The sequence below is a fragment of the Paenibacillus sp. J22P59 genome, from assembly GCF_059383895.1.
Window position 1 is genome coordinate 437,770 of the sequence record NZ_JBXENX010000003.1, and the last position, 21,858, is coordinate 459,627.

Here is a 21,858-nt window from a genome sequence, read left to right on the forward strand (position 1 = left end):
CTTATGCTGACGAGCATTATTATCCCCACTTATAACGGATTGAGCTTGCTTCGGGAAGCAGTGGACTCCATTCGGAGAAATACCCCTCAGCCCTATGAGCTTATTATTGTGGACAATGGCTCAACGGATGGAACGATTGATTATTTGCGTGACAATCATATTCTATTTATCTCGCAGCCAGTGAATACAGGATTTCCGGTTGCCTGCAATTGGGGTCTCCGATTGGCAAGAGGGGATTTCCTGCTGCTTCTTAATAATGATGTATTGGTTACGACGGATTGGCTCGGGAAGCTGCTGCGGGCCTTTCAATATAAACAATCTGTTGGTATTGTCGGACCAATGTCCAACTATGTAAGCGGCAAACAGCAGATGACAATGGAAGGCAGCTATGAGGAAGCAGCCGCTAGATTAAGCTTGGAGGCAGATGGGCAGTGGGAGTCGGTGAATCGGGTTATTGGTTTCTGCATGCTGTTCTCCCGCGAGCTCATGGAGCGGATTGGCTGGTTGGATGAACGATTTTCTCCAGGCCACTTCGAGGATGATGATTATTGCTATCGGGCAAGACTCGCAGGCTATCAGATTCTCATTGTTCGAGATGCTTTTGTCTTCCATCACGGCAGTGCGAGCTTTGTGCAGCAGGATCGGCAAGCTGTTACAGCATTGCTGGATCGGAACAGGCAGCAGTTCATCGACAAATGGCAAGTTGACCCGCATCAGTTTATTTAAAGGGAAAAGCCAGGAGGTGCGGATATCCGATATGCGCAGACGAATGAAGAAGAGGCGAACAGCTGTACAGAATAGGCCGCAGAGAAGAAGGGCAATAGGAAGCAGACGAAGCCTGCTAAAGAAGAAGCCGCTAACGGAATCGAAAGCATTAACGTATAACGATGGCTTTGACAGCGGCCATACGGCTGGTTACGCCAAGGGCTATGAAGCAGGCGCCAGCAAAGATGGTGAGGCCTCTGCAAGGGACAAAGGCAATAGTGAAGAGTACCAGGCCGGCTATAGGAAGGGGATACTGCTCGGCAGATACGAGGGCGGTGACGCCATAATTGATAATATGATGCCAGGCCATCATATTCTGCCCGATACGCCTACCGAGCAGATTATAGCTGCGGGTATCGCTGCTATGGGAGATAGAATTGTACGTCTGCTGACGCCGGATGAGATTAGTGAGCGCATCGCTCAGGCTATCGGAGAGAGATCACCGCTTTCGATTGTGAGGCTGGGAGATGGCGAGCTGCTTACCTTAGCGCAGGAGACGGTAATGACGATTGGCGAGATTAAGGAGGAAGGCAGCTTCCTGCCTTATGCTGGTATTCAGGTGCCCGATCTAGCAACAAGAGATCGCTTGCTTGAAGCTGTGAAGCGAGCGGATATTATTGGTGTGCCTCAGCTGCGCCAACGCAACTATCAGCCTCTTGCAGCGGCCGTATTCGCTGCGTATGGCATAGATTGGAGAGGAAGAGCGTTTACGGATTCGCTCATTAATTACGGGCTATATCAATCGGGTCATTTATTGCGCCTTCTGCAAGGAAGAAGAATATTGTTAATAGGCAATCTAGCGGAAAGGCTGTCCACGGTATTAGCCAATCATGGCATGTCCATAGCTGGTATTATTGCTCCCGTTCATGGTGTAAATGATGCAGCGAGAGTAACACAGCTGGCGCAAAGCTTTGCCTTCGACGTAGCCTTAATCTCTTCAGGCATATCAGCGGTATTGATCGCCGAGGAGCTCGCAAGAGTAACTGGCACTGTGGCCCTCGACTTCGGACATATGGCAGATTCTATCGTGAAGGGCGAGGCGCCGTTGCTGTAAATGTATTGCTGGAAATATGTAGCCGCGCCCTGTTAAGGGCGGGGCGATTGTAGACGGAGCCGCTACTGATTTACGCAGGGACTGTACCAATTGTTGCAGCAAGTGATGAGTAAGTGATTGTTGCTGTCGTACCGAGAGCAAGAACTACGCCAGAGACAACAACTTGAAGCTCGTAAGTGTGTGTGCCTGCAGCAAGACCACCGTTGAAGTACGTGATTGGAATCGGTCTGTTGATAGCGAATAGTCCAAGCAGTGTAATAGCAAGCAGATCCTGGCTAGCTGTTGTTGCGACGATTGCACCATCTTGCAGCAAGTTGACTGTAATTGTCGGATTCAGTGCAACAGCGAGAATAGCTGTGAAGGAAATGTTAACATCTACGACACCTTCTACAATAACTTGATTCGATGTGGCAGTGACAGGGACAGCAATAGTTACTGCAGATACTGCTGTGCCAGCAGTAGGGATTGGGGTTACAGCACCTTGCGCACCGACTGTTGCTGAACCTGGTCCAGCAGGTCCTGTTAATCCAGTAGCACCTGTAGCGCCTGTAGGTCCAGTAGGCCCAGTTTGTCCTGTTGCACCTGTAAGCCCAGTAAGTCCTGTAAGTCCTGTAAGTCCTGTTAATCCTGTTTCACCCATATGAGAATCTCTCCTTTCGCTTAATATACTAAATTATATGTTGAAAGGCTGAGAGAGTGACGGTATCTGTCTCTATGAAAAAGGTCCATTTTATAAATAGAGAGTGTGATTGCAGATTAAAACAGCTTCTTGAGGAATTCCTTCATTAAAGAGAGTTTTATCAGTATCTTTGCAGCTCTTATGGGCGCTGGTATATGCCTGAATTTGTGTATAAGAGGTGATTCGTCCATTAGAATCTCTCTATCAAAGCATAAGATGGTAGTATGCATTCCCATCAACCAGCACGATGAACAGGAGGAAGGAGCTGCGGCTAAGATCATGATGAGATTAGTTCTAATAGAAGGAAGACCTTTTCGAGGTGAGCCTGCATGAAGGCAGTTATTATGGCAGGAGGCAAGGGGACGAGATTCTGGCCGAGGAGCACGACGGAGAAGCCTAAGCAATTCCTCTCCCTGACATCTGAGCATGCAACAATGCTGCAGCAGACGTACCAACGATTCCGGAGCTGCTTACCCGCTGAAGATATATTTGTCTCTGTTAGTGAAATGTATTTACCTATCGTAAAGGAGCAGCTTCCAGAGCTGGATAGCAGACGTATTATTGTAGAACCAGAGCAGCGAGATACGGCACCTTGTATTGCGTTAACGGCGAATTATTTCTTGCGAATGAATATGGATGAGGTCATTGTCACAGCACCCTCTGATCAATATATACCTGATTCGGAGGAACTGATGGAAGCGCTGAGGATTGCCGAAACAGCCGCAGTTAATGACGGAGTTGTAGTTACTCTGGGAATTGTTCCGACTAGGGCAGAGACTGGTTATGGTTATATCGAGGCAGATGAGTATGGGGTGAAATATGGGCAGCGGATCAGGGAAGTCAAAGCGTTTATTGAAAAGCCCTCAAAGGAAAAAGCAGAGCTGCTGATTAAATCCTCTAATATGTTCTGGAACAGCGGTATTTTCATATGGAAGCCCTCTACCATTGCGGGCTATATGAGAGAGTATCAACCGACGATGTGGTCTATCTTCGAGCTGGAAGGGGCTGCATTCCGTCAAGCTTATGGCGAGCTAGCCAAGCTGTCAATCGATTACGCTGTTGTTGAGAAGCTAAGCCTGCTCTACACGATCCCCATTGCGTTTACTTGGGATGATGTTGGAACATGGACCTCATTGGAGAGAATCTTCAAGACAAATGAAGAGGGGAACTTGCAGTTCGGTCCTATACATGCGTTCTCCACGCACAATAGTATTATCTATTCAGAGCATCAACGAATTATCGTTATTGGCGTGGAAGATCTTATAATCGTGTCTACACAGGAAGGGCTGCTTATTTGCCGCAAAGATGAGGAACAGAAGGTGAAGCAGGCTATCGCAGCCATCGATTGGGAGGAGGATCGAAAACAATGAAAGCACTAATTACAGGAGTATCCGGATTTGTTGGAAGCCATCTTGCGGAGCATTTGCTCAGTCATCAAGATGAGGTGATAGGAACGATTCGCAGCCACAGCTCAAGGAAGCACATTCACCATCTACTGCCGGCGCTTCGCCTGTATGAGTGTGAGTTGACGGATTCTTCGGCTGTGGAAAAGCTTATTAATGAGGTGAAACCTGATCTTATTTATCATTTAGCGGCGCAAAGCTTCGTGCCTGAGTCCTGGCTGTCGCCAGTCGAGACAATGAATAATAATTTGTCAGGGCAAATTCATTTGATGGAAGCAGTGAGGCGCTCAGGTCTGGCCTGCAAGCTATTGATTGTATGCTCTAGCGAGGAATATGGCCATGTGGAAGCGCATGAGGTGCCGATAAAGGAAACGAATCCTCTTAGGCCGCTCAGCCCTTATGCCGTTAGCAAGATTGCCCAAAACTATTTGGGTTATCAATATTATAAGTCGTATGGGCTTCATACCGTCTGTACGCGAACCTTTAATCATACGGGGCCAAGGCGCGGGGAGCAGTTCGTCACTTCGAATTTCGCCAAGCAAATTGTTGAGATTGAGAGAGGGCTGAAGCCGCCCATTCTGTACGTAGGCAATATGGCGGCGAAGCGGGACTTCACGGATGTACGAGATGTAGTGAGAGCGTATCGGCTCGCTCTGCGCGAGTGTGATGCGGGGGAAGTCTATAACATCGCCTCTGGAAGCTGCCGCGAGATTGGAGAAATGCTTGAGACGCTGCTAAGCTTCAGTACAGTCTCTATTACGATTGAAGAGGATTCAGCACGTCTTCGGCCTTCTGATGTTACGGTACTGGTGGGTGATTATTCCAAGTTTCATGCCAAAACCGGCTGGCATCCAGAAATTCCATTCGCGCAAACAATGGAGGATTTATTGAATTATTGGCGAGCGGAGCTTAAGGATAGCAGACCTTGATACAGCTGGAAAATTACTTCGTATCAAGGTCTGACCACATTCATAACAAGGAAAGCTCGGTCAACCGGGCTTTTATTTTTTGTCCGACGGCCAGCGGTGAAAAATGAGTATGAATCGTCTGTTGACCGTTCGCTGCAATGACTGTTCGCCATTCCGGTTCATGAACAAGCTTACGCATGTATTCTGCTGCATGGGCCACATTTGGCTCGGCCCAAGTCTGGTAGCTCTTGTACGGTCCCCAATCCTGTCCAAGCTGGACAAGCTCATAATTCACCGGGCAGGAGTTCGAGGCGTCCATAAAATCGGTATTGCCCGACCAGTTGGTGCCAATAACCGGCTTGCCCAAATACATGGCTTCCGCTAAGCCAAGCCCAAAGCCTTCTGAACGATGAAGAGACACGAAGCAATCACAACATTGGAGCAAGGAGTTAACCTCCAGCCTGGCTAGCCCGTGGTCGATCAAATAAATATTAGGCTGTTCTGAAGCGAGCTGACGTAGCGGGATCAGATCCTCCGGTCGGAAGTTCGTATTATTAATTTTCAATACGAGCCCGACTCTTGCATCATTCTTGTCAAAGGCTTGCTGGAATGCTTCGATAACGGCTTGCGGGTTCTTACGCAAGGTGGAGCTCTGTACATCGTACATCGTCATGAACAGAAAGCGGTCATTCGGCAAGCCAAGCGTATCTCTGGTTATAGCAGGGTCTGTTGTCACCTCAACCCCGTGAGGAATTGTAATGACAGGGACGGTTGACTTGAGCGAGATGGACTCTGACACGAACCGGGTGGATACCCATACTTCCTGAACGAGGTTGAAGGCAGGGACATACTCATCTGGGAAATCAGGCAGCTCCCAGTGCCAATAGCCGATATTATAGCGGTTGTGGAACAAGTCATTGCCGAAGTGCTCCAAGGCTGGGGTCATATAATCGGCATTCATATGAAAAATATTCGTATTATATTTCGGTGTGGCTATCATTTTGTGAGCCCAGCTCATATCTGACATTCTGGAGGCTACAGTTAAAGGGAAATTCATCATGCCAAAAGGAATATCAGCAGCCTCGACGGCTCTAGCAGCAAGACGCGCGGATTCACCGATGCCCATCTCGGCATGAATGAAGCCGACGATATTGATGCCGCTGCTCTTAGAGGATTCCTTATGCCTGGAATGGACCGGCTTGGATGACCGGTTCTTCGACCTGCTTTGTTTCAGCAATTTTTTATGCCGTTTGGGGCGTTTTTTTCTCCTTGCCAGCTTCTTGATAGTCTGACGCTTTTTTTTCCGTCCCCCTGCCTTGAATTTGCGGCGCAGTTTTCTTGCAGAGGGCTTAGGAGGCTTTTTTCTTTTTTTTATTTGTCCCAATGGCTTCAGTCCTCTTTCGTTATTAGCGGATATGCACTCGACTATATTCTATTCAATGAATCGGACAGATTGATGGACAGCAACCTACGCAGGATGAAAAAGCGGCGATTGCCTACGATTTACAAGCAGAGCTGTCTTTTTTTCGGATCGTCAATTCGGTACGGGAAAATTATGTATAGCTTTTCAGAGGGGATTTGATATAATAATAGCTATTGACCTAACTGAATAGTTCCGGGGAGCTGGTTGAGGCTGGCTGAGAGGGAATTCCAATGATAATTCCGACCCTTACACCTGATCTGGATAATGCCAGCGTAGGAATCGAAGCGTGAATGTGTCTGCTTGCAGTTATGCAGAACGTTTGCGGCAGCAGCCGATTATTGGCGTCCTTCTGATCAGAAGGGCGTTTTTTTGTTGTTCTTATGCGAGATCCAGGGAGCCGTTCATGCATCGTCATAACATCATTGTACTGTGGAGAAGGAGAGTTGCGTAATGAAGAGACAGAGCTTATTGGCATGGAGAAATGGAAGGACGATGATCGCCTTGCTCGCGATAGCGATGCTCGTTGCAGGCTGCGGAGCGAACAGCAAGAATGAACCAGGCTCGTCGGAAGAAGCGTTGAAGAAGGTTAAGGTCGTACTGGATTGGACTGCTAATACGAATCATACTGGCTTGTATGTAGCACGAGATAAAGGCTTCTTCAAGGAGCAAGGACTTGATGTGGAAATTATCCAGCCGGGACAGGATGGATCAGATAAAATGGTGGCGTCCGGCAGCGCAGAGTTCGGCGTGAGCTATCAAGAGTCGCTGACGATGGCTCGCATTGCGGGTGTGCCTATCGTATCCTTGGCAGCAGTTATTCAGCATAATACATCCGGCTTTGCTTCCCCGCTGGATAAGGGAATTGATTCTCCTAAGAAGTTTGAAGGCCATACGTATGGCGGCTGGGGAGCCCCAGTAGAAGCTGAGGTTATTGCCTCGCTGATGCAAGAGGAGAATGCCGATGTATCCAAGGTGAACATTATGAGCATTGGCGATGCTGATTTCTTCACAGCAGTTAAGCGTGATATTGATTTTGCTTGGATTTATTATGCATGGACAGGCGTAGAGGCCGAGCTGCGGGGCGAGAAGCTGAACATGGTTTATTTGACCGATTATAGTGACAAGCTGGATTATTATACGCCAGTGCTGACGACAAGCGAGAAGATGATTGCGGATCAGCCAGAGCTTGTGAAGGCATTCGTTGCTGGAGCAGCAGCAGGCTATCAGTATGCTATTGAGCATCCGGAGGATGCAGCAGAGGTGTTGATCAAGGCTGAGCCGGATCTTAACCCGGAGCTTGTGCGTGCGAGCCAGAAATGGCTGAGCCCGAAATATCAGGATGATGCTTCCCGCTGGGGCGAGCAGAAGCTGGAGGTATGGGAGAACTACGCGGAATGGATGTTCGAGCACAAGCTGCTTGAGCAGGAATTGGATGCTGACAAAGCGTTCACAAATGAATTTTTGCCTGAAAAACAATCTTAATAATAAGACAACAAAGGAGCAATCATGATGGCAAACGCACTAGTAAGCATTCAGATTATACCTTCGACACCGGGCGGTGAGAGTGTCTATCCTTATGTCGACAAGGCTATTGAAGTCATTAAAGCATCAGGTGTCCCTTATCGGGTTGCGCCGCTTGAGACAACGATGGAAGGAGATCTCTCCGAGCTAATGGGCATTATTCAGGACATGAATGAAGCGATGGCAGAGATCGGCTGCCCGTCTGTTATATCACAAGTGAAAATTTTATATAATCCAACGGCAGGAGCTTCGATGGGACGATTGCTGGAGAAATACCCAGATGGACAATAAAGGAAAACATTTTGCCAGCGTATGGCCTCCAGCTGTCGTCTTGGCCGCTCTCCTCGTTATTTGGCAGGCAGCTGTTGTGTGGGGAGACATACCGGCATGGAAGCTTCCTTCACCGCTTGCAATCGCAAAAGAAGCGATTCAGATCTGGCCGAGGCTGATGGAACATACAGGAGCAACGGTACAGCTAATGCTGTTTGGTTTCTTAGGAGGTGCTGCGGCGGGCTTTGTGCTCGCCGCTTCGCTGCATCTTATCCCAGGTGCTCGAAAGGCGCTTTATCCTCTGCTCGTCTTGTCACAGAATGTGCCAATAGTAGCTATAGGCCCGCTGCTTACTATCTGGCTCGGATACGGCGTACTGCCTAAGCTGATTCTAGTCTGGCTTGTCTGTTTTTTTCCGATTTCGATTGCGATCTTATCCGGTCTGCAAGATACCGATGCTTCGCTGCGCAACTATATGAGGATGATCGGGGCCTCCAAATGGCAGCTGTTCTGGCGCTTGGAGTTGCCCGGCTCCGTTACCCATTTATTTTCTGGCCTCAAAATTGCGGCTTCCTACGCGGTGCTTAGCGCAGTAGTAGCTGAGTGGATCGGCGCGCAGAGAGGGCTTGGTTATTTTATGCTCATGTCGTCTAAAGGCTTTATGCCTACTCGCGTTTTTGCAGCCGTCTTCCTTATCGTTGCTCTGAGTCTAACCTTGTTCGGAATTGTCGTCCTTGTGGAGCGGCTCGTTATCCGGTGGCGCCCTGCAGCAAAGGAGGGGAAAAAGACATGAGCTCTATCACGAAGACCACTGCACATAGCGCTTTGGAGTTAATTGATGTTCGCAAAGATTTTGGCAAGGGAATCGCGAAGAAGGAAATTTTGGGAGGCATATCGCTCGTTGTAGAAGAGGGAGAGTTCGTATCCATCATTGGCCCATCGGGCAGCGGCAAGACGACGCTATTCCAGCTTATTGGCGGACTGGAGCCGCTTACGGCAGGTGAAGTGCGAATTAACGGGAATGTAACGACCGGTACGAGCGGCCATATCGCTTATATGCCGCAGCAGGCATCGCTGCTCCCATGGCGGTCTGTCGCTGCGAATATTGAACTTGCGCTGCAAATCTCCGGTCAACAACGAGATCAGGCCAAGAAGCTCACACATGATTGGCTTAATCGTATAGGCTTAGCCGACTATGCGAATGAATACCCGCATGTGTTGTCAGGGGGCATGCAGCAGCGTGTATCTTTCCTGCGGGCGCTTCTTGCCCCGCAGCCACTGATGCTGCTCGATGAGCCTTTTGGAGCGTTGGATGCATTGACGCGCCAGCATATGCAGCAATGGCTTATGACGATCTGGGAGGAGAATCGCAGGTCAGTCCTGTTCATTACCCACAGTATCGAGGAAGCACTGCTGCTGTCTGATCGAATTGTCGTATTGTCCGCGGCTCCAGCTGTCATTGTAAAGGAGTTCGTTGTTCCTTTCAGCAGACCGCGGGGAGAGCAGCTATGGACCAATACCGAATTCAATGAACTGAAACAAAAAATATATGCACTGCTTCACCAGTCGCAAAGGATGTGATCGGATGTCAGAGAGCCTTGGTATAGATGCTCATATTCATCTAGACGGTTATGAAGAAGGCAAGAGAATCGCCATGCTGGAACGCTCCTTTGCTGCGGGAATTGAAGCCGTGATCGCTGTGTCCATGGATGAGGCTTCTTGTGAGACGAATCGTGATCTGGCGAAGAGATACCCTGGCAAGGTTCATCCTGCCTACGGCTTTCACCCGGAGCAAGCATTGCCGGAGCAGGCTGCACTGGAGCAATTGATTGATTGGATACGGGAGAAGCATGCGGCTGGTGAAGCCTTTGCTATCGGTGAAGTCGGCCTGCCTTATTATTCTCGTACGGAAGCAGATGAGCAAGGAGACAAGTTTGATGAAGCTCCCTATGTCGCACTTTTGGAACGATTCGCGGCACTTGCAGCAGAGCTGGATCGACCATTGGTGCTGCATGCTGTCTATGAGGATGCGGCGAAAGCATGCGATAGTTTGGAGCGTCATGGGGTAAGAAGAGCCCACTTTCACTGGTTCAAAGGAGACGAGGCGACGATTAATCGAATGATTAAGAATGGCTATTATGTCTCCATTACGCCTGATATTGCCTACGAGGCGGAGATTCAAGCTCTTGTTCTTCGTTATCCTCTGGACCTGCTTATGGTCGAGACCGATGGACCGTGGCCGTTCGAAGGACCCTATGCAGGAAGGCAGACGGAGCCGACGATGATTCGCGATGTGGCTGCTCATATCGCGCGGCTAAAAGGTCTGCCAGAGACGCTGGTGCGGGCTTCCCTTCTAGCTAATACGCGCAGAGTGTATGGTGAATTGTAATAGAACCAAATTTGAAAATGAAGGCAGTCAGAATCAACGGTAAGTGAATATTTATGCTGCTTATTAGTGTATTCTTGGGGGTTCTAAAGTAGATCGAATCGGGAGGAAACGATGATCCTGATTTGATCTGCTTTTTTTAATATGCATTAAGTGGGAGGCAGGAGAGAGTAATAAAAACTAAACGCCGTAGAAGAGCTTTATTTGCACCCATGTTTCATACCAATAAGCATTAGGTTTATAAGGGGTCACGATTTCAGTTCTCTTGCTGTCCTTTTCTAAAAACACAGTACCTTCATCCGAAACCAATTTATCGCCAAACTGAAATACGATATCTGAACAGTATTGTTGATACTGCTGTTCTCTTGTGTGTGACCATTCTGCCTTATCAGCTGAGAATCTTTTTTTCAACTGTTTCCCGTCCTTCCTGTTATGCCATTCTAAAGTTGTAATTGGCATTAAGCCAATTATAACTTTTTTTATTCGCTTCATTAAGAGAAAGAAGAGAAGGAAGTTTCTATAGCGTCTATTTTGTAAATAAAAAATACACTTGCCTATGGCAAGCCGTTACCTTTTTGCCAAATTGCAATACGCTGTATATAAACGTTCTTTTCGAAGGCCTTCAAGTAACAGCCATGCCTATTACATTTGGGAAGTACGCATGCATAAAGACACGCAGAGGATTAAAGGAGGGCGTTTATGCTATCGGTTGGCGTATTTTGGGGATATCAAGCCTCTATATCATTCGATCAGGAGGGAATCGGCAGATATTTATATCGATTAATTGAAGGACTGCTGTCCAATCTCTCATGCCGTGTCCATATAGCGGTTCAAGCAAACAATTCCACGGAGGTGCGCAAGGTTCTTCTGCCTTTGGTCATACGCGATAAGGGGAATATGAATATTATTGTGTATTCGAATGTGGCGGAGCTGAACAAATTGGCGGCCGTTGATATATGGATTGTACCTTCTGTCAGCCTGGAGGCGGCCCTTCAATTGAAGAAGCCGTACATTTTGTGCCTGCATGATTTAATCTATAAGCACGCAAATATGAGCGGAATCTATAGAAGCAGAGCTTCTGAATTCTGTGCGCATTTGGACCAGCTCGCGCCGCGCATGTGCGCCAAAGCCGAAGCGGTCGTATTCAATTCAGAATATATTCGCCAGCATGATGGGTATGGCGCAATGTGCTTGAAGAAAGAAAAAGCGATTCTTATAAGGCCGGCAGCTCCCGTAGAGGAGTTTCAGTCTTTTGGGCTGCTGCCAGAGAGTCTGCTGCGCAAAAAATATACGCTGAATGGCCCCTATCTCTTGTTTCCATCGGCTATTCGCTATCATAAAAATCACAATTTGCTATCGGTTGCTTTTTTGCGATTCATGGAAACGCAGGAGGGGAAAAACTCCGACCTGCAGTTAGTTTTCACCGATCATTTGAACCATCACCCAATGGGCAGTGACATCGCGAATGCTATTGATAAATTCGGGGTGTCCAGTGGCAGAAATCGGATACGGTTTCTAGGCAGAGTGGATTCTAGTGAATTGCCCAGCTTGTACAGGTATGCGCGAGGCACAATCGTACCTACTTTATTCGAAGGCAGTCTGCCATTCCCGATATTGGAATCCTTAACGATGGATACACCGGTAGCTGTTGGACGTATTGCCGTTACGAACGAGCTTATACGAAATATGAATGCTTTTATCCACTTCGATCCTTATTCGATAACAGAAATGGAAGCGGGGATACTGCGCCTATGGAAGGCAAATGATGCCGTTCTGCGCTCTGAGAAGAAAGAGATGTCCGTCGTTCTAAAGCGGAGCTGGAATGATGTAGCAAAGGAGTATGGACAATTAATTTTACGTATATTGAAAAAATAAGGGGGAGTGAGGATGGCTAAGCTGACTAGACAGCAATTTATAACGGCGCTGCTTCCAACAGTGCTATTCGTACGTCGAGAGGGTTCGCCTATATTCCCATCGGTTCGTCTAGCACAAGCTATTCTGGAAACAGGAGGTGTTATTCATAGTTGGTTTAATCTCGGAGGCATTAAAGTAGGCACCGGTGTTGCTAACGCTTATTGGCAAGGGCAAGCGGTCGTAAAAGGAACCTGGGAGCATATTGATGGCAGGAATGTGGATATGAAGGCTGCATTCCGCGCATACAGCAGCGTCTATCACTATTGGAAGGATCAGGATCTCTTATTTGCTCGCTCGCGTTACGATCGGGTTAGATTAGCCCAAACGCCCGAGGCGCAAGCGCAGATGCTCTATGCTTGCGGCTATGCGACTGATCCAGCCTATGCGAAGAAGCTGAATACCATCATGATTCAGAGTGCTTTGAAGCCCTATGACCGAATGACAGGATTGCCTGCTCCAGGAGGCATATTCCAGGGGGCTCGCGAGGTTGCTATTATACAAGAAGGCCTTGTCACGGCTTCGGGCTACTATTTGGGGGGCAGTGTCTGGGTAGCTGCGCGTTCATTAGGTGAGGCGCTTGGCGGTGTTATTGCTTGGAACGGGACAGAAGTGACCGTCAATGGCATTCCGTTAGAAACGCAGCTAGTTGGAGCAACCGGCTATGTACGTGTAAGAGACTTGGCTGCGAGGCTTAATAAAAATGCGGTGTGGGAAGAGGCAACACGTACGGTTACTTTGTTGTAGGCAATCAGCATTGCTCTGCTCAGAAGAATGCCGATTGCCTGCGAAGCTATCTGTTATTGCGCGAGGCAGCCAAGAAGGCGAGTACGATAAGTGGAATGAGGACATACCACGGAATCGTGATCGTACCCCCCACAATAAATGCGAGCACGAGTATGACGAGAATGCCGATTATCACATACAAACAACCTCTTCCGAATGTCTTCATTGTCACTCACTCCTCTTACCTTGCGCCCTTAACTTAAAGCACATAATAAGAAGGTTATTTCCTCTTCGCTGATAAAATGACATAAAGTGTTACAATGTGCAGAGATTATTGTCTTATGGTCACGCGGGTACCAACAGGGACAAGCTGCGATAAGGCAATAACATCCTCATTGTACATGCGAATACAGCCGTGGGAAACCATACCTCCGATAGAGGAGGGATTATTCGTCCCGTGAATCCCATAATGCGGTCTGGATAAGCCCATCCAGAAGGCACCGAACGGGCCGCCTGGGTTAGCCTGCTTATTGATGATCGTGTATTCGCCCTGCGGCGTCTGAGTCAGCATGGTTCCGATGCCGACCGGGTAGCTGTGGACGACGATATTGCCATCAAGCAGGTGCAGCCTGCGATCGGATAAATCGACGATGATGCGATATGAGGGCATGGCTGATGAACCGCTCCTTTGTGGTCAAATGTGACTATGCATCAGCATATTCTTACTCGCAGCCTTCGGGTGAATACAAATGCGTTAATTAGGCTTGTATTCAATCGCAGTGCTCGTCGCAACATTTGAAGCACAATCACAGTCTATAGTAATTAGTTCCGTACATAGAGAGGGGTCAAAGAGAGAGATGAAGAAATCAATCGTATTTACGTGCATGCTGTCTTTAGCGTTAATGGCAGGCTGTGGCGATACTAATGCGACAGAGGCTAATGCAGGGAACAATGCGTCGAATGCTGCTCTTACAGAAGAACAGCCCAAAGGGACGGTTGCTTCAAAACCAAAGCCGGCAGACAAGCTGACAGCTAATGAAAAATTAGCCTTGTCGCATATTACAGGTTATCTTGAAGAAAAGAATCCGGATAAGAAGAAGGAATTTGTCCAAAAAAATATGAATCCAGATGTACAGGTGCTGTTCGAGATGGCAGCTTCGCTGGAGACGGAGCCGGCAGTCTATCTCAATCCCCGTGTCATTGAGACGACAGAATTCGCCAAAGAGGATAGAAAAGGCGAGCTGATTCTGCTCCAAGCAGCTGATTCTGAAGATAAAGTAAAAGAGCTTATCGTTCTAGTCATCGATGGGAAAATTATGTGGGTATACCTGGATAATCAAGAGTCAGAGCAGATCAAAGCCGCGTTTGATGCAGTAAGAGGTCAATTCAAGACGAAATTGCCGGAATAGGTCTGCTTAATAGATAAAATCTCTAAGAGAATAAAAAAGAAGCCGCTTTCGATCGGCTTCTTTTTTATGTAAATGCAAATTGGCGGTATAGAGTTTGGAATGAGACAACGCACACCAATGCTGAAAATAGAATTAAGCTTTTTGAACTTCCAGAGCTTGCTTAATTTTATTGTTTAGATTTTTATTTCTAGAAATCGTTATATATTCATCCGATTTATTAATATAGTTTTCTGAGCCAAGAATTATTAGTTGCTCCACGCCATTTTCTGAAACGACATATTTATAATTCCCACTTTGTTCGGTAACTTTAATATCTATTTCTTTCTTGGTATAACTAGTGGTTCGGATGCCTGTTGTGAACACCCTGCAGTCAAGGTCGTTATGATGAGCACCAAAATGATACAGTTTCTTTTGAACAAAAAAATCGCCTCCCAAATATATACTATTACTGATGTTCAGAGTTTACAAGTTTCTACAAATAATATTGGACAATCGAGATGATTTAAGCAACTTATAAGCCGCCTTAGGCGTCAAGATTTAGTAATATAAATAAGATATATTGGAGGATTTATGAAAAAAAGATCTGTTATTTTGTTACTCTTTGCATTCAGCATTCTATTGTTAGTCGGTTACAATAGATATTTTTATCATTTTGAAGCCCTCGGTAATAAGGCCACTTTATTTAAAGGCCCGTTAGAATCCCCGGATGGCAAGTATAAGGCAAATGCCTTTTATATCCCTTATGGCGGCGCAGCAGGTGGTGTTTTGTATATGGTCGAGGTTGAAGAAGCCCATTCTGGCAAGAAAAAAACGATTTATTCAAGCAATCATAAAGAAAACTTTTCTCTAGAGTGGCAATCCTCTGAAATCCTTGCTATTAAGAATGAAAGTCCTAAATATAATGAGCATAGAAATATAGAGCTAAATGTAAAATCAGATATTTATGAGGAATCAGGAGCAGCTTGTCGCAGTCTACTATTAAGAGGAAAATATGAAAACTGTTATCAGGCGTAGGGACCTCGGATATCTCATGTTACTGGAAATGCGATAGCAGGACTGCGTCTTCATGATGGTCAAACGAATGAAACCTCTATTTTAGAATAGGTAATAGGAGGGGCTTATGGATTGGATAGACGGAGGTGAGAACCATCTATATTCGGTCGCAAGATAAAACCGCTATTATAAAGCTTCAATTCATCCAATACGTGAGGCTACCTTCCCTTCATGTCATTCAAGTCAATGGTGTAACGGTCGGAGAATATGCTACGAAAGCAAAAGCGATGGAGCAACTGAACAAAATCTCTAGCCTGCTGCGCAAGCAACAAATGAAGCTAGTGAGGTTTTATGAGCTGGAATAAAGTTAATTGTATGAGCCGCTCGGTTGAGCGGCTTTTTTGTTGTGAGTATGGTAGCTCTGTCGCGACATTAGTTTGTCAGATTTAGGTCGTTCATGATTGTATCACTTAAAATGCCGAACCTTTAATAATAATGTTAAAATTTCAATAAAAAAAGACTGTTATTACCTAAAATATAACTATAAAATTACTACATTACATAAATGGAGGGGAAAATTTTGAAAAAGAAGTTATTATCATTGGCTCTATTTACTGCTTTATTATTGGCTTTGGCGCTGCCTGCATCGGCTTTTGCGGCAGCTACCCCAGTAACATGGAGCGATGGCTCGCTTAAGAAAACGTTTATATCGGGAATTACTGGAATAAAAGCGAACGTTGGAAAAGAAACAGGTAAATGGTATTGGGAAGTAGCTGTGAATCCATCAGATCTAAATGCAATTAATATTGGAATAATTGGTGATGTTGAGGGTTCTTATATAAATGTAAATCGGGCGTATACTTATTATGGGTATTTAGGTGGAGTAAGTAATGGATTGGATTATAAATTCTATGGGCCGACGTATACCACTGGAGATGTAATTGGTGTGGCAGTAGATTTAGATAACGACACGATTGAGTGGTATAAGAATGGAGTAGCCCTGGGTAGTAATATTGGAAAGCCATCAGCACTTCAAGGGGAAAAAATATTTCCGTTTGTAGGTAATTCTGCAACCAGTTATGGTTCAGTAACTACTGCCAATTTTGGAGCGACTCCATTTACTCATGCTATACCAAACGGTTTCTTGCCTTATGATCTTGAAAATGCAGATCCGGGAAATGTTCCAGCGGAGGTTCCAGTAATTCCAACAGGGCTGACAGCTACTGCTGACAACGTTAAACAAGCTATACAATTAACTTGGGGCTCTGCTGCTGGAGCAGCTAGTTACAACGTGCAACGCTCAGTAACGGCTGGCGGTCCATATACAACGATTGCAAATGGAACTACGGGCACTTCTTATGAGGATGCTAATGTTGAGCAAGGAGTTACTTACTATTATGTTGTAGCGGCAGTGAATGCTGCTGGAAAGAGCGGGAATTCGAACGAAGCATCAGCGAAGATTGATGGAAAATCCATTTTGAACATTACTATTGATAAAGATAAAGTGAAGGTGAATGATACATTTATTTCCTCCATTTCCCTGAAAAATGTGAAAGGAATTTACGCTGAGGACTTCACAATAAAATACGATCCAAAATTGATTGATTATTTGGGTTTTGAGGAAGTTGAAGGCTACAAGGTCTATAATGAATCTACAACGCAAGAGGGTGTTATTCGCTTCATCGTAGCAAGTCAAGGCGAGCAATACGGAATCAACGACGAAACTCCTTTCCTGAAACTCAAGTTTAAAGCGAAGGCAAAAGGAACAGCTACAGTGGACGCGGTTAAGTGCCGCATCGCAGATACGGAAGATGAGTACGATCTTGATGAAGATAGATGTATGCAAGATACCATCACTATTGAAGGTCCTGATGACGTAAACCGCTCGGGAAAGTATACGCTAGTTGACTTGGCCATTGATGGGTTTTACTTTGGCAAAAAGGCATCTGAAACTGATACAGTAAAACATGAAGCGGATCAAGTGGTTGACGGAGATATTAATAATGACGACCTTATCTATATCGTTAATCAAATGTTGAGCAATACAGAATATACACCAAATAATTAATTCTGAATCAAAGAACAACCCCCGTTAGCCTTGTGGCTGGCGGGGGTTGTTGGCGCTAAGCTTAAATGAACTTAGCTATTTGAAAAAACTGTTGAAAGCTTTGGCTACACCCGTCTGATCATCGGAAATCGATAATAGAACATAATTCCCATTTCGAATAATTTGATAGTTTTTGGCCAGTTCATGTTGATCCTGTAAGTAAGATTCGAATGTTTTTTTAATTCTTTCCGCGCGATTTGTTAATATTTTCTCGACTGCATCGTAATCTTTGTCCGACTTAAGTTGGACGATAGTAAGTTCTGCCGAACTATTTCTCATGCCTCCCATGAAAATACCATCTGACAACAGGTCGCTCGGATCAAATCCGTACATATCTTTGAGATAATCGCCTTCCATTGCAAATAGCATAGGAAGCTCAACATCTTCTTTAATCTTAGTAACAATGTCAGCGACCTTAAAGGCTGTAGGCTTGTCAGATACAGGGGACTCGGTGGCGGTTGCATCTGATTCAGGAGCTATTGTAGCTGCTGGAGCATTAGTACCGCTAGGCATCAACGTCTGTAAGTTGTCTGGGGATGTATTATTGCCTTTTGCTTCGTTGCTGCAGCCTGTTGCTACGATTGAAAAGGCAATTAAAAATGCCGCTATTCGAGTGAATTTCTTGCTGTGCTGAGACATTTTATTCTCTCCTTAATGATGTAATCTATCTATTGACGACAGCATTCGACAAAAGGTTGCTCCTTGTTTTTAGGTATAGTAGGAGAATTTGATGGCAAAGAAGCCTAAACGTCCTACTAGAAATGAATTTGAATTAAAGGAACTGGGCGTTGAGTAGTAGAAGCTAAGGATGAAGGGGATAGCGTTAACGTCAGACTTACTTTTTGGGACGAGGAACAGCCTGTTGAGGGGTAGGTCGTTAATCTTGCTTAGAAGACAAAGTTGATTCATATGTCGTGGATGGGTCATGTGACCAAGGTGAAAAATCAACTTGAGTAGCTACTATACTTGAGTTTCTCATTATTATAATTTAGAAATTGCGAACGACAATTGTTGATTATACACGGTTTTAAAAATTGAATAACAGCCGAAAAAACTTGATTTATAAGGATTTTCACATAAAAAATCGGAGCCCTATCGCTAGGGCTCCTTTTCATGGGAGATGTGATTTTACATTTCTGAAACTATCGGGTAGTGTATGAACAGCCCTGAAATATATGCTTATTTACTAACATATATTTTTTGTGTGGTGTTAATTCGGGGAGGATACTTAGGGGTTTAGTCATCAGTTTGTCATCAAGTCGTCATCGTTTTAATATTACAATTTCTTCTTAACAAGAAACTGTTTCTGTTCAAACAAACTATTAAAAGTTTCTGCTGCTGCCCGATCAGCAGACTCAATTACATGTCCATAGACATTCATTGTGGTTGAAATTTTTGAATGTCCCAAACGATTAGATATTATCTTTGCATGAACGCCTTGGTTAATTAATAGTGTTGCTGAAGTATGACGAAGATCGTGGAGGCGTATTTTTTTTAACATAGGAATTTTTCTAATAAAGTCTCTCCATTGATCATAGAGTGTTTTTGGATAAAAAGGCACCCCATTGTCATGGGCAAATAAGAAGTAGTGGTCGCCGCCTTCCCATGGAGTTTCTGTATTAGAACGTTCTCGCATCATATGTGTTTGATACTGTTTCAATTCAGTAGATACTGAAGAAGGAACAACGATTTTTCGTATTGAACTTTTTTTCTTGGGCCCTTTGATAACAGGTTTACCGTTTTTGAACATAGGTATCGTTTGTTTAACATCAATAATGCCATTTTCTAAATCAATATGCTTCCATTCAAGACCCAGTAGTTCTGCTCTTCTCATCCCGGTAGTGAGGGCCAACGTTACCATTACTCGTATCCTGATTTTTTCATTTTGAAGTTCTTTCAGTAATAAGGAAACTTCTTCTTCATTATAAACTTCTATATCTTTAGGTTCATCTTTAGGTTTACTTACACCTTCCATGGGGTTCTGTTTTATTACTTTCCATTCATAAGCTTTGTTAAAAATACTACGCAAAACACGGAATATATACACTCTTGTGGCAGAACCAACCCCTTCATCAGCAAGCTCATCGAGAAAATTCACAAGATTTAGTGTTTTGATTTTATCAATCGGTTTTTCTCCGAAAAATGGGCTTATTCTTTTAGTAGTATGATATTTATAATTAAATGCAGTAGTTTCTTCAAGATTCTTATCAACAAATTTTTTCTCCCAGAGTTCAATGAATGCTGTAAATTTCATTTTGTCGGGGTTGATATACTCTCCTGATTCTACAAGCATTTTGAACTTTAACCATTCTTCATCCAGGTAAGCTTTTGTTTTCTTTTCAGATTTCAATATTATTGGATCATCAATACGGACAGTTTGCGTTTTTCTTTCCCGTTTCCCTTTGGTATTTGTACCAACTTCAACATACATATACCATGAATTTTTCCCACGCTGTTGATAACTTGGCATACTAATTGATCACCCTTTCGCGAACGTATGTTCTTTTTAACGGCAAAAAAAATTACTTAACGAATACTGGGGGGTCATAATATTCGTGTAGATATTCAGGCAGACCATTACGAATGCAATACTCACCAATTGATTCTCCTTGATTAACTTCACTCCCAGCACAAAGTAGCTTTGCTGCAAAGCGGTTAGCTCGACGTTCAAATTTATCTGGGAGTTGAAGGGTGTTTTTTTCGAGTTTAAAGTAAGATGTACCTCTATCATAATAATAATGACCTAATTCATGACCACAAGTAGCTCTTTGCTGAAGATAGGAGAGTTTATTGTGCAAAACTATAAAATTTCTTCTTAAGCGACGATGAAAAAAACCGTTGGTATTCTTTCCTAAATCAGCGTACATTATTTTTATGCCCAAATTATCTGCAATAGTGAACGGGCAGTTAGTTTTATACCTCCTTGTAATTTGCCGAATAAGTTTATCCATCGACATTAGCCGCCTCCTGGTTGTCCATTCTATTTTATAGGTTTACGTTTGTTTTGTTGTTTTGCATCCCAAAAAATAGCTTCCATTACACGTTTAAGCTTTTCTCTATCTTCTTTATCAATTGGAACACCATCGAACATTATTTCTTCTTTCTCTTCCAGCATTTTTTTTAAATCTCTCTTGTCCTTTGGGGTGGCCCATGAAGGAATTGGTGTACCATCATTTTTTATTTCGTCACGGTCTAAAAGATAGTCAACCGAAACTCCAAAGTATTCAGCGATTTTATTTAGCATATCAGCTCTGGGATTTGCAATATCTTGTTCCCATGAGTTGTAACGAGCTCTTTTTATCCCGAGACGTTCTGCCATTTCATATTGACTTAATCCTTTTTGTTCTCTTAATCGAGTCAAAACTTTGCCAATAGCCAATTAAAACTCCTCCAAAATTAAATTATCCACCCCTATTGACGGATAAGTATTTTATCCGATATAATTAAATTATCCAAAAAGGGGGTGAACGAGTTTGAATAATAAACGTACTACATTTAAGCAGCTACGCAAAGAAAAAGGCACTCAAGCATTTGTGGCAAAAGACAATGGAATATCTACTGTCTATCTGCGAATGATTGAAAATGGAACATTCACTCCGGGAAGAGACTTAATGTTCCGTCTTTCTAAGTATTTTGAAGAACCACTTGAAGATTTGTTTCCAGAACTATTTTCAAACTCTGAAACTGGATAAAAGCGATAATTAATTTATCTACTCTTGATTATAGATAATTTAATTTGTGCTGTCAACTAATTACAGATATTTTTTTGCTCATTTTGGATAATTAATTTATCCGATAGAGAGGGCGGATTTAAGAGAAGGAGGAAGCAGATGAATACTGACCAACAATCAACAGACTTTCTAGCAGCAATAAAAAAGCAACTTATTGAAGAAGTGAGTGCGGAAGTCATGTTGAAAATACAAAATGATTTAACGCAACGGCGTCTTACAATTTCAGAAGCAGCTGAGTACATTGGAATTTCTGATGATACGCTCTATGTGTTATGTCGCGAGAAACAGATTCCTCATTATCGGTCAGGGTCAGTAAACTCTAAAAAACCTAGAATAATGTTTCGAATGGAAAGTCTTGATCGCTGGATGACTCAGCAGGAAATAGTAAATTGTTTGAATTGGGAATAACGAATCAAAATTGGAAAGGATGAAGCAACATGAACTTAGTGCGCATTGAAAACGGACAAGCAGTAACAGACAGTCTAACAGTATCGGAAGTGTTTGGGAAAGATCACGATAAGGTTCTTAGGGACATAAGAGGACTAGAATGTAGTGAGGAATTTTCACACGCC

General features: G+C 44.4%; 28 protein-coding genes and 1 riboswitch. Of the genes, 18 read left to right on the plus strand and 10 right to left on the minus strand.

What is annotated here, in order from left to right; all coding sequences use genetic code 11:
- Window positions 1-3: 3 nt before the first annotated feature.
- Window positions 4-726, plus strand: a complete 723-nt coding sequence (locus AC50YO_RS07370; RefSeq protein ID WP_494845192.1) for a glycosyltransferase family 2 protein — start codon at window positions 4-6, stop codon at window positions 724-726.
- Window positions 704-1,819, plus strand: coding sequence for a GT-D fold domain-containing protein (locus AC50YO_RS07375; RefSeq protein ID WP_494845196.1), 1,116 nt, complete (start codon window positions 704-706; stop codon window positions 1,817-1,819). Before AC50YO_RS07370 ends, AC50YO_RS07375 begins: the two co-directional genes overlap by 23 nt.
- Before the next feature lie 70 nt (window positions 1,820-1,889).
- On the opposite strand, the gene AC50YO_RS07380 is transcribed toward AC50YO_RS07375, so the two are convergent.
- Window positions 1,890-2,459, minus strand: a complete 570-nt coding sequence (locus tag AC50YO_RS07380; RefSeq protein WP_494845200.1) for a hypothetical protein — start codon at window positions 2,457-2,459, stop codon at window positions 1,890-1,892.
- Window positions 2,460-2,827: 368 nt separating this feature from the next.
- On the opposite strand from AC50YO_RS07380, the gene AC50YO_RS07385 reads away from it, so the two are divergent.
- Together AC50YO_RS07385 and AC50YO_RS07390 are read left to right on the plus strand one after the other, a co-directional pair.
- Window positions 2,828-3,868, plus strand: a complete 1,041-nt coding sequence (locus AC50YO_RS07385) for a mannose-1-phosphate guanylyltransferase (protein WP_494845203.1) — start codon at window positions 2,828-2,830, stop codon at window positions 3,866-3,868.
- Window positions 3,865-4,830 carry a GDP-mannose 4,6-dehydratase gene (locus tag AC50YO_RS07390; protein WP_494845209.1) on the plus strand — a complete coding sequence of 322 codons (966 nt, stop codon included), beginning with the start codon at window positions 3,865-3,867 and terminating at the stop codon, window positions 4,828-4,830. The genes AC50YO_RS07385 and AC50YO_RS07390 overlap by 4 nt, the downstream gene beginning before the upstream one ends.
- A gap of 40 nt (window positions 4,831-4,870) precedes the next feature.
- Here AC50YO_RS07390 and AC50YO_RS07395 read toward each other — a convergent pair whose 3' ends face one another.
- A complete protein-coding gene (locus AC50YO_RS07395) occupies window positions 4,871-6,193 on the minus strand; it encodes a glycosyltransferase (RefSeq protein WP_494845211.1) in 1,323 nt (440 codons plus the stop codon).
- A gap of 224 nt (window positions 6,194-6,417) precedes the next feature.
- Window positions 6,418-6,528: riboswitch (TPP riboswitch) on the plus strand.
- A gap of 154 nt (window positions 6,529-6,682) precedes the next feature.
- On the opposite strand from AC50YO_RS07395, the gene AC50YO_RS07400 reads away from it, so the two are divergent.
- Genes AC50YO_RS07400 through AC50YO_RS07420 form a run of 5 tightly spaced genes read left to right on the plus strand, consistent with a single transcriptional unit; the run spans window position 6,683 to window position 10,412 of the window.
- Window positions 6,683-7,714, plus strand: a complete 1,032-nt coding sequence (locus AC50YO_RS07400; protein WP_494845213.1) for an ABC transporter substrate-binding protein — start codon at window positions 6,683-6,685, stop codon at window positions 7,712-7,714.
- A 27-nt stretch (window positions 7,715-7,741) separates the two neighbouring features.
- Complete coding sequence (locus tag AC50YO_RS07405) at window positions 7,742-8,044, plus strand: MTH1187 family thiamine-binding protein (RefSeq protein ID WP_494845217.1); 303 nt, start codon at window positions 7,742-7,744, stop codon at window positions 8,042-8,044.
- Complete coding sequence (locus AC50YO_RS07410) at window positions 8,034-8,816, plus strand: ABC transporter permease (protein WP_494845220.1); 783 nt, start codon at window positions 8,034-8,036, stop codon at window positions 8,814-8,816. The genes AC50YO_RS07405 and AC50YO_RS07410 overlap by 11 nt, the downstream gene beginning before the upstream one ends.
- Window positions 8,813-9,604 carry an ABC transporter ATP-binding protein gene (locus tag AC50YO_RS07415; protein WP_494845223.1) on the plus strand — a complete coding sequence of 264 codons (792 nt, stop codon included), beginning with the start codon at window positions 8,813-8,815 and terminating at the stop codon, window positions 9,602-9,604. The genes AC50YO_RS07410 and AC50YO_RS07415 overlap by 4 nt, the downstream gene beginning before the upstream one ends.
- Before the next feature lie 4 nt (window positions 9,605-9,608).
- Window positions 9,609-10,412 (plus strand): TatD family hydrolase, encoded by an 804-nt coding sequence (locus tag AC50YO_RS07420; RefSeq protein WP_494845226.1) that lies wholly within the window; start codon window positions 9,609-9,611, stop codon window positions 10,410-10,412.
- A gap of 177 nt (window positions 10,413-10,589) precedes the next feature.
- On the opposite strand, the gene AC50YO_RS07425 is transcribed toward AC50YO_RS07420, so the two are convergent.
- Window positions 10,590-10,868, minus strand: coding sequence for a hypothetical protein (locus AC50YO_RS07425; RefSeq protein WP_494845230.1), 279 nt, complete (start codon window positions 10,866-10,868; stop codon window positions 10,590-10,592).
- 240 nt (window positions 10,869-11,108) lie between these two features.
- Here AC50YO_RS07425 and AC50YO_RS07430 point away from each other — a divergent pair, with 240 nt between their 5' ends.
- Together AC50YO_RS07430 and AC50YO_RS07435 are read left to right on the plus strand one after the other, a co-directional pair.
- Complete coding sequence (locus tag AC50YO_RS07430; protein WP_494845233.1) at window positions 11,109-12,284, plus strand: glycosyltransferase; 1,176 nt, start codon at window positions 11,109-11,111, stop codon at window positions 12,282-12,284.
- A gap of 12 nt (window positions 12,285-12,296) precedes the next feature.
- The gene (locus tag AC50YO_RS07435; protein ID WP_494845235.1) at window positions 12,297-13,067 is read left to right on the plus strand and encodes a glucosaminidase domain-containing protein; all 771 of its coding nucleotides are present in this window, start codon (window positions 12,297-12,299) and stop codon (window positions 13,065-13,067) included.
- A 46-nt stretch (window positions 13,068-13,113) separates the two neighbouring features.
- On the opposite strand, the gene AC50YO_RS07440 is transcribed toward AC50YO_RS07435, so the two are convergent.
- Window positions 13,114-13,272 (minus strand): hypothetical protein, encoded by a 159-nt coding sequence (locus AC50YO_RS07440; protein WP_494845238.1) that lies wholly within the window; start codon window positions 13,270-13,272, stop codon window positions 13,114-13,116.
- A 105-nt stretch (window positions 13,273-13,377) separates the two neighbouring features.
- Complete coding sequence (locus tag AC50YO_RS07445; protein WP_494845242.1) at window positions 13,378-13,716, minus strand: L,D-transpeptidase; 339 nt, start codon at window positions 13,714-13,716, stop codon at window positions 13,378-13,380.
- 187 nt (window positions 13,717-13,903) lie between these two features.
- Between AC50YO_RS07445 and AC50YO_RS07450 the strand changes: the two genes are divergently transcribed.
- Window positions 13,904-14,455 carry a hypothetical protein gene (locus tag AC50YO_RS07450; protein ID WP_494845245.1) on the plus strand — a complete coding sequence of 184 codons (552 nt, stop codon included), beginning with the start codon at window positions 13,904-13,906 and terminating at the stop codon, window positions 14,453-14,455.
- 132 nt (window positions 14,456-14,587) lie between these two features.
- On the opposite strand, the gene AC50YO_RS07455 is transcribed toward AC50YO_RS07450, so the two are convergent.
- A complete protein-coding gene (locus tag AC50YO_RS07455; RefSeq protein WP_494845249.1) occupies window positions 14,588-14,818 on the minus strand; it encodes a hypothetical protein in 231 nt (76 codons plus the stop codon).
- Between the two features lie 207 nt (window positions 14,819-15,025).
- Here AC50YO_RS07455 and AC50YO_RS07460 point away from each other — a divergent pair, with 207 nt between their 5' ends.
- From AC50YO_RS07460 to AC50YO_RS07470, 3 genes are all read left to right on the plus strand, one after another.
- Window positions 15,026-15,469 carry a DUF5412 family protein gene (locus tag AC50YO_RS07460; RefSeq protein ID WP_494845253.1) on the plus strand — a complete coding sequence of 148 codons (444 nt, stop codon included), beginning with the start codon at window positions 15,026-15,028 and terminating at the stop codon, window positions 15,467-15,469.
- 125 nt (window positions 15,470-15,594) lie between these two features.
- The gene (locus AC50YO_RS07465) at window positions 15,595-15,813 is read left to right on the plus strand and encodes a hypothetical protein (protein ID WP_494845255.1); all 219 of its coding nucleotides are present in this window, start codon (window positions 15,595-15,597) and stop codon (window positions 15,811-15,813) included.
- 215 nt (window positions 15,814-16,028) lie between these two features.
- A complete protein-coding gene (locus AC50YO_RS07470) occupies window positions 16,029-17,516 on the plus strand; it encodes a cohesin domain-containing protein (protein ID WP_494845257.1) in 1,488 nt (495 codons plus the stop codon).
- A gap of 75 nt (window positions 17,517-17,591) precedes the next feature.
- Here AC50YO_RS07470 and AC50YO_RS07475 read toward each other — a convergent pair whose 3' ends face one another.
- The 4 genes from AC50YO_RS07475 to AC50YO_RS07490 all read right to left on the minus strand — a co-directional run bounded on the left by AC50YO_RS07475 (window position 17,592) and on the right by AC50YO_RS07490 (window position 20,934).
- Complete coding sequence (locus AC50YO_RS07475; protein ID WP_494845260.1) at window positions 17,592-18,194, minus strand: DUF4358 domain-containing protein; 603 nt, start codon at window positions 18,192-18,194, stop codon at window positions 17,592-17,594.
- Between the two features lie 637 nt (window positions 18,195-18,831).
- The gene (locus tag AC50YO_RS07480) at window positions 18,832-20,025 is read right to left on the minus strand and encodes a tyrosine-type recombinase/integrase (RefSeq protein ID WP_494845262.1); all 1,194 of its coding nucleotides are present in this window, start codon (window positions 20,023-20,025) and stop codon (window positions 18,832-18,834) included.
- 52 nt (window positions 20,026-20,077) lie between these two features.
- Complete coding sequence (locus AC50YO_RS07485) at window positions 20,078-20,512, minus strand: ImmA/IrrE family metallo-endopeptidase (RefSeq protein WP_494845264.1); 435 nt, start codon at window positions 20,510-20,512, stop codon at window positions 20,078-20,080.
- Between the two features lie 23 nt (window positions 20,513-20,535).
- Entirely contained in the window at window positions 20,536-20,934 is a 399-nt protein-coding gene (locus tag AC50YO_RS07490) for a helix-turn-helix domain-containing protein (protein WP_494845266.1), read from the minus strand.
- 94 nt (window positions 20,935-21,028) lie between these two features.
- Between AC50YO_RS07490 and AC50YO_RS07495 the strand changes: the two genes are divergently transcribed.
- From AC50YO_RS07495 to AC50YO_RS07505, 3 genes are all read left to right on the plus strand, one after another.
- Window positions 21,029-21,247 (plus strand): helix-turn-helix transcriptional regulator, encoded by a 219-nt coding sequence (locus tag AC50YO_RS07495; protein ID WP_494845268.1) that lies wholly within the window; start codon window positions 21,029-21,031, stop codon window positions 21,245-21,247.
- Window positions 21,248-21,385: 138 nt separating this feature from the next.
- The gene (locus AC50YO_RS07500; protein ID WP_494845270.1) at window positions 21,386-21,694 is read left to right on the plus strand and encodes a helix-turn-helix domain-containing protein; all 309 of its coding nucleotides are present in this window, start codon (window positions 21,386-21,388) and stop codon (window positions 21,692-21,694) included.
- A 29-nt stretch (window positions 21,695-21,723) separates the two neighbouring features.
- Window positions 21,724-21,858 (plus strand): Rha family transcriptional regulator (locus AC50YO_RS07505; RefSeq protein ID WP_494845331.1); only part of this gene is annotated, 135 nt, incomplete at its 3' end.